Source organism: Bradyrhizobium sp. 31Argb, assembly GCF_043638955.1.
In the GTDB taxonomy this organism is placed as follows: Bacteria; Pseudomonadota; Alphaproteobacteria; order Rhizobiales; family Xanthobacteraceae; genus Bradyrhizobium.
The window spans coordinates 1-6,997 of the sequence record NZ_JBEGDB010000354.1 but is presented as its reverse complement, the minus strand read 5'-3'; the positions used below and the strand labels follow the sequence as shown (position 1 = coordinate 6,997).

Annotated in this window: 6 protein-coding genes and 1 other RNA gene; all 7 read right to left on the bottom strand. The window is 63.1% G+C overall.

Annotated elements, in window-relative coordinates; genetic code table 11:
• Positions 1 to 848, bottom strand: an 848-nt coding sequence (locus AAFX91_RS37200) for a biotin/lipoyl-binding protein (RefSeq protein ID WP_394569823.1), incomplete at its 3' end; no start/stop codon positions are given.
• Between the two features lie 20 nt (positions 849 to 868).
• Positions 869 to 2,623, bottom strand: a complete 1,755-nt coding sequence (locus tag AAFX91_RS37195; RefSeq protein ID WP_130579354.1) for a type I secretion system permease/ATPase — start codon at positions 2,621 to 2,623, stop codon at positions 869 to 871.
• A 122-nt stretch (positions 2,624 to 2,745) separates the two neighbouring features.
• Complete coding sequence (locus AAFX91_RS37190; protein WP_130579356.1) at positions 2,746 to 3,204, bottom strand: hypothetical protein; 459 nt, start codon at positions 3,202 to 3,204, stop codon at positions 2,746 to 2,748.
• A 173-nt stretch (positions 3,205 to 3,377) separates the two neighbouring features.
• Positions 3,378 to 4,814 (bottom strand): hypothetical protein, encoded by a 1,437-nt coding sequence (locus AAFX91_RS37185; protein ID WP_130579358.1) that lies wholly within the window; start codon positions 4,812 to 4,814, stop codon positions 3,378 to 3,380.
• 203 nt (positions 4,815 to 5,017) lie between these two features.
• Positions 5,018 to 5,842 (bottom strand): TIGR00282 family metallophosphoesterase, encoded by an 825-nt coding sequence (locus tag AAFX91_RS37180; protein ID WP_394569822.1) that lies wholly within the window; start codon positions 5,840 to 5,842, stop codon positions 5,018 to 5,020.
• Between the two features lie 6 nt (positions 5,843 to 5,848).
• Positions 5,849 to 6,424, bottom strand: coding sequence for a 5-formyltetrahydrofolate cyclo-ligase (locus AAFX91_RS37175; protein WP_130579362.1), 576 nt, complete (start codon positions 6,422 to 6,424; stop codon positions 5,849 to 5,851).
• Positions 6,425 to 6,605: 181 nt separating this feature from the next.
• Positions 6,606 to 6,766: non-coding RNA, 6S RNA (gene ssrS / locus AAFX91_RS37170), on the bottom strand.
• Positions 6,767 to 6,997 lie beyond the last annotated feature (231 nt).

Below are 6,997 nucleotides of genomic sequence, written 5' to 3'. Positions count from 1 at the left end.
ACACCGATCCGATTCGGTATCGCCGCCCCAATCCTGACGGTCAGTTCTCCGGTAACATCCTTGGTGAGGCAATGCGCCCGCCGTCCCTCGATATCGGCCAGCTCCCGCTCAAGGTTCAACAGGCGCGGACGGCGCTCGAGTCCCTTGTTGACCAGGATAGTCACCATGTCGAGCTCTTCGCGCACGATCGCGGCGCGCTGCGCCACCGCGTCCTCCTGCGCCTTGAGCCCCTCGATCTCCTTTGCGACCTGAAGCCGTTTTTCCCTGAGGATGGTCGCCTGGGACTGGAACACCTGCCGGCGTGTTTCAAAGATGTTTTGCTGTGCGGTCAGGACGGAATCGACCGAACCGCTCGTGCTTCGGATCCTGTCGAGCCAGACCGGAAACGAGATCAGCTCCTGCCCCTGCTGCTCGGCCAGAAGCCTTGCCTCACGCGCGGCCGCATCCCACAACTGCCCCTGCAGGCTTTGCACCTCGGCGCGAGCCCTGGTGTCCTCAAGCGCGATCAGCGTCTGTCCCGCACTCACGGCATCGCCGTCGGCAACCAAAATTTTCCTGATGATGCCGCCCTCGAGGTGCTGGATCGTCTTCCGGCTCGATTCCGATTCGACCACGCCGGACGCGATCGCCGCGCTTTCAAGCGGAGCAAAGGCCGACCAGATTCCCAGACCCAGCACAAAGCCGACGACCAATAGATTGCCTGCCAGGGTGACGCGGCCGAGCCTGTAGCGCGGCGAGGCCTGCGTCGGCTCCGCGCACCACGGAAACTGCCGCCGCTCGAATTCGTCAATCGCTGTGATCACCACCCCGGTCTCGCGCTTCGGCAGGATGGCGGGTGGTAACCGCACGAGGGCTCGTAGATTTGCGATCACGGGACAGCCGTCTCCTGCGAAGCTACTTGAGAAGCCACTTGCGGCCGGCTCAAATGCCGCTCGAAGATGTCGTCGCTCTCACCGAACGCCGTGACGGCGCCGTCCTGCATGATAGCGATCTTGTCCGTCGCCGCGAGGATGCCCATCCGGTGCGTGACGATGACCACCGTGACGCTGGCGATCTTCAGTTGTTCGATGGCATCCAACAGCACGCGCTCGCCGGTGTAGTCCAGGCTGGCATTCGGCTCATCCAGCACGACCAGCCGTGGCTCTCCGAAAAATGCCCGCGCGAGCCCCAGGCGCTGGCGAAATCCGCGCGAGAATACGCTCCCACCATTGGTGACAACCGTGTCGTATCCCAGCGGCAGCCGCAGGATGCTCTCATGGATCCCGGCGAGCTTGGCGGCATGCATGACCTTTGGCAGATCGGCGTCGTCCAGCCGCGCGATGATATCCTTGATCGTTTCTCCGACGAGATCGATATCCTGAGGCAGATAGCCGAGGTAACGGCCCTGCCGCCCTCCGCGCAGGACCGAGATGTCGGTCTCACCGAGGAGGACGCGCCCCTGCCCCGGCAACAGGATTCCGGCAATGATGCCTGCGAGCGTGGACTTGCCGGAGCCGGACGGACCGATGATGCCGAGGCACTCTCCGCGCGCGAGACGGAACGAGACGGTCTTGATGGGAAACCACGCGCCTTCCGAAACCTTCGCGCCGATATTGTCGATGATAAGATCGCCCCTCGGCTGTTCCGGCGGACAGTCCGTGTTTTCTGTCGTAGGTGGAACGGCGGCAAGGACATTGGTCAGCCGCTGATAGGCATCCAGCGCTCTCTTCAGCGCCTTCCAGCTTGCAACGGCGCCTTCGACCGGCGCCAGCGCGCGGCTGAACATCAGCATCGTGACAAAGATGATCGCCGCGCTCTTGCCGTGGTCGAGGACGAGCCACGCGGCGGCGCCCATGATGAGGACCTGCGCCAGCGAACGCGTCGGCTTGGCGATCAGCATGATGATCTCGTTCCGCCGCTGTGCCAGGTCGTACTCGCTTTGCGCATGGCGCGCATCCAGGTAGACGCGGCGTGCCACGTCGTCGAGCATTCCCATGCTGCGGATCAGGTGAACGCTGCCGACCACCGTCGCAAGGCGGCCGTAGCTTCTGGACAGGGCAATCGCGGATTTCGCCAGCGCGTTTTCGGTGAGGAGATCGCCGACAACCGTGAGGCCGAACAGAAACAACACGCTGCAGGCGCCAATGCCTCCAAGCAGGGGATGCACGAAAAACAGCACGGCGAGGAACGGCGGGATCCAGAGCGCATCGAGCAGCGTCAGGGACGCGCCGGATTCAACGAACTGACGCACGGCCGTGAGATCGCGATAGGCATCCGAAGCGCGCGCTGAATCGTTGCGGAAAGCATGGTCGAGGCAGGCGGAGAGCACGGTGGGACGAAGCCGCTCTTCCAGCCAGGCACCCAAGCGCCCCAATACGGAGCGACGTAGCGCGTCAAGCACCCCGCCCACCACGACCGTGAGCGCAACGATCAAAGTGAGCAACAGGAGCGTTTCATTGCTCCGGCTCGGGAGCACGCGGTCGTAGATCTGGAGCAGATAGATCGAGGGAGCGAACAGCAGCAGATTGTAACTGCAGCTATAGGCGAACACGATCCCGAGCGAGCCTGCGCAGGTCCGCAGCGCCGCCTGCAACGGCGTCCAGGGCGTCTGCAGCAGACTTAACCGAAGCAGCGGCACCAGCATGATCGTCACCGCCAGAGCTTCAAGGCTTGACCTTTTGCGCGGATCGTTTTGCGGGAGATCTGAGGCCGGCGGCACGGACCGCCGGCCTCAGCCGCCTCAATGAGGCCGCTGATCAGAACGTACTAACCAATATGGACGTCAACGTCGCCGCCCATGCCGAGGTTGTCACTCCCGCCATCGCCGCCGATGCCCGCGGCGACTTCCTGATGCATGTCCGCCTTCAGGTAGTTCGACTGATGCGCCGTCGTGTTGGCATACACCTTGGAGGTGTCGTACCCGCTGGACGAGCTCTGATCGCCGTTCGACTTAGCGTCTCCGCCATAAGCCTTCGAGTACTTCGACGCCTTCGCGTCGCCGGCGTCGGCATCCCAGGATGCCTTTTGACTGACGTAATCGCCGGTCTTGACGTGCACGTCAGAGCCTTCAGCCTTGTTCGATGGATCGAACTTGATCGATGGTGAATTGCTGATGCTTCCCTTGAAATAGCCGTCGCCGCCGTTTCCGACGCTCTGACCGCCCGTGTCGATCGACTTGAAATCGATCGAATCGGACACCTTGAAAAATCCCTTGCCTTTCGACATTTGAGCCTCCGTGGTGAGTTTACCTCGCGCGACATTCCTCCCTGTCCTGGAAGCGGATGCGCGATGCGAGTTTGTCTCCCGTCGACGTGCGCGCGATAGATGCCAAATGGGATGTCATTCGGTTCAGCAGACTACGCCCGAAAGGATTACATGCCCTGTCGAAATTCGGCGCCCTATCCGATCAAATGAAGATCGGACAACAGATGCATCGCGACATCGCCGCCCAGCGCAAGATTGTCGTGACCGCCGTTCCCGCCGATTCCAGCGATCTGAACCGTGCTCTGATCGATATGGACATTGTTGATCTGGTCCGCCTCGGCTGTCGAATGCGGCCCGGCGATGGCGATGTTGATCGGAGCATAGATCGCGACGCTGACGTCGATGAGACTGCCGGAGAAGTGGCCGCTGCCTCCATTGCCCGCGCTGTTGTGTCCGGTTGCGATCGCATCCGAGCCGCCGCCGAGGAGTGCAGAGATGATCCCGGCGCTGCCGCCCGCCGCGACATTGCCACTGCCGCCGTCGCCCCCGACACCGGCCATCTGGAACGAGGACTGATCCAGATGCACGTCGTTGAGCTGGTACACCTGGCTGGTGGAATTATATCCCGCGACCGAGATGTTGACGGGATCATAGACGGCGACGGACTTGTGGACGAGGTCACCATGAAATTGCCCGTCGCCGCCGTTGCCGGCCTGATTGCCGCCGGTGTCGATCTGGTTCGCGCCGCTTCCACCGCCGCTGGATTGACTGTGCACGGATACATCGCCGCCGCTGGCGGCATTGCCGTTTCCGCCCTGCCCGCCGATCCCCGCGATCTGCAGGGCGGACTGATCGATCTCCACCGTGTTCGACTGGCTGGCGTGCGCGCTGCCACCGGGAGCCGCAAACGCGAAGTTGACGGGATGGTAGATGACAACGGGCGCGTCCAGCAGCGTTCCAAGGAAATGACCGTCGCCGCCGTTACCGGCGTGATTGTCGCCTGTCGTGATCCCGCCGGAGCCGGAGGAAGAGAGGTCGACGTTTCCGCCGGCGGCAATGTTGCCGTCGCCGCCATGTCCTCCGATGCCCGCCATCTGCAGGGCGGACTGGTTGATATTCACATCGTTGGTCTGCTCAGCGATGGCGATTGAACCATATCCCACGGATACCGCGATGTTGATCGGCTGATAGATCACCAGGGAGGCATGAATGATGCCGCCATAAAAAAATCCGTCTCCGCCGTTGCCGGCCTCGTTCGCCCCCGTATCGATTGTCCCGATGTCGCTTTTGCCGGAATTGGATTGGTGTGCGGGAATGCCGCCGCCCGCCGCGTTGTCGCCGCCGCCATTGCCGCCGAGCTGATCGGCCTGCGCCTTGTTGGGCTGGTGGACATCCGCGTTGCCATGAAGGCTGCCGCCTCCATCTCCAGTCGAATCGAGAGACGTGACGGACGCATGAGAGGGCGAGCCGAACGAGGAGCCGCCGGCGTCGCCATGGCCATCGGTCGCGAGATGATGCAAACGAGCCGGCGAGAACTTGGTACCATAGCTGCTGCCATCTCCATCATCCCAGGGATAATGGAGCGGCTGATCATGCAGCCGGATGCTGTCCGACATCCAATCGAACTTCATAGTCGCCTCCCTGGCCGGGATCGCTCCGCGCAATGCGACGGACCCCTCCCGACCGTGAGGCAATGTCACGCCGTATGCGTGAAAAGCCGAGCCATCAATTCGGATGCAACATTTCGGGTGAGATCGTACAAACGAAATCAGGTCGAAGAGGCGGTATCGCGCACGTCAGCGCGACCCGTTCGCAGTCGACGCGCGGTTCCGAATTAGCTCACCCAAAACCCCGGCACGGCCGGCTCGAGCCGACCACCGGCGCGTACCGGCGCAACGCGGAGCGCAAGGCCGGTGGCGTCGTCGGTCTCGACCGCAACCCCGCTCAGCGTCGCTTCGCCGGCGGCCGGCTCAAAGCGGCCGGAGGGGATGCCGGTCTGGAAGCGCTGCAGCGGCTCTTCCTTCTGCATGCCGATGATGGAATCGTAATCGCCGGTCATGCCGGCGTCGGTCATATAGGCGGTGCCGCCGGGCAGCACCTGGTGATCGGCGGTGGGCACATGGGTGTGGGTACCGACCACGAGGCTGACGCGGCCATCGCAGAAGAAGCCCATGCCCTGCTTCTCGGAGGTGGCCTCGCCGTGGAAATCCACCACGATCACATCCGCCGCCTGCCGCAGCGGACAGGCCTCGAGTTCGCGCTCGACCGCGGCGAAGGGATCGTTGGAGGGCTCCATGAAGATGCGGCCGATCGCGTTGATGACGAGCGCACGCTTGCCGTTCTTTGTGTCGACCAGCGTGGCGCCGCGGCCCGGCGCGTGGCGCGGAAAATTCAACGGGCGGATCAGGCGCGGGGCGCGCTCGATGAACACCAGCGCTTCCTTCTGATTCCACGCATGGTTGCCGAGCGTGATGGCGTCGGCCCCGGCATCCAGGAAGTCCTGGTAGATCGCCTCGGTGATGCCGAAGCCGCCGGCGGCATTCTCGCCATTGACGATGACGAGATCGAGCGACCAGTCACGGATCATGCGGGGAAGATGTTCTGAGATGGCGGTGCGGCCGGTCTTGCCGACCACATCACCGACGAAGAGAATACGCAAATCAGGCTACTCCCGGAAATCGAACGTCTTGCGCTCCGTTAGCACATAATCAAGCGCGACGTCGTGCGACAAAGCCGGAACCGCCTTGATTTCCTGCACTGCGAAGGCAAGCCCGATGCCGATCACGTGCTTGGCCTTGCGCAGATGGGTGAAGGTGAAGTCGTAATAGCCGGCGCCATAGCCGATCCGGTGGCCGATCCGGTCGAAGGCGGCGAGCGGCACCAGCATGATGTCGGGGACCAGCTCGGCCGCGGCCGGCGACGGCTCGGGGATGCCGAGCGCGCCAAGCGTCAGCCGGTCGCCTTTGGCCCAGGTGCGGAATAGCAGGGAGTGGCCGCGCGCAGTGACCGCCGGCAGCGCAAGCTGCGCGCCCTGCGCGGCAAGCGCAAGCATCAGCGGCATCGGATCGATCTCGCTGCGGATCGGTGAATAGCCGGAGACGACCGTGCCCGGGGCGATCTCAAACGGCAGGCCGCGCTTGGCCATCTTCGCAGCGGCCGCAGTCCGCTCCTCTTCGCTCAGCGCATCACGTCGGGTGAGCGCAGCGCTGCGGAGCTCAGCCTTCGGAGAGATGGCGCGCATGCGATTACCCCTGTTGCGCTGTCATCATCCGCGCAGGCGGATGATCCAGTATTCCAGAGACGTTGGTACTTTGACGGCGAGGCCGCAGCGTACTGGATACCCCGCCTTCGCGGAGTGATGACATCAATACACAACCTAACCGCCGCGACACGACGGCCGGCATCAACAGTAAAAAACAGAGCGCGAAGCCGCAGAGGCCGTTGAAGCGTTCGATCCCGGAGTTCCCTACGAAAGTAGGTGGGCACCATATGTCCGGGTCCACGGACCCGGCCAGGGACAGTTCCCTAAAGGATCGATAAGGCCCCGGGGATATATAGCTCCTGACGCGCAACGCAGCTTCGCAGGGGTAATGTAGCGACGACTGCGGCGTTCCGCCAGCGGGAAGGAGAAAACCTCCGTCGTCCCGGACAAGTGAGCGCAAGCGAACGCCGATCCGGGACCCATAACCACCGCTGCTGGGGCATAGGCGGAGCTCGGGCCACAGTCAGCCATAACAACAAAGGCCTGTGGTTGATGGGGTGGACGGCCCCCTACGGCATCAGTTGTGCCAGAATGAGGTTGTCGAAATCTCAA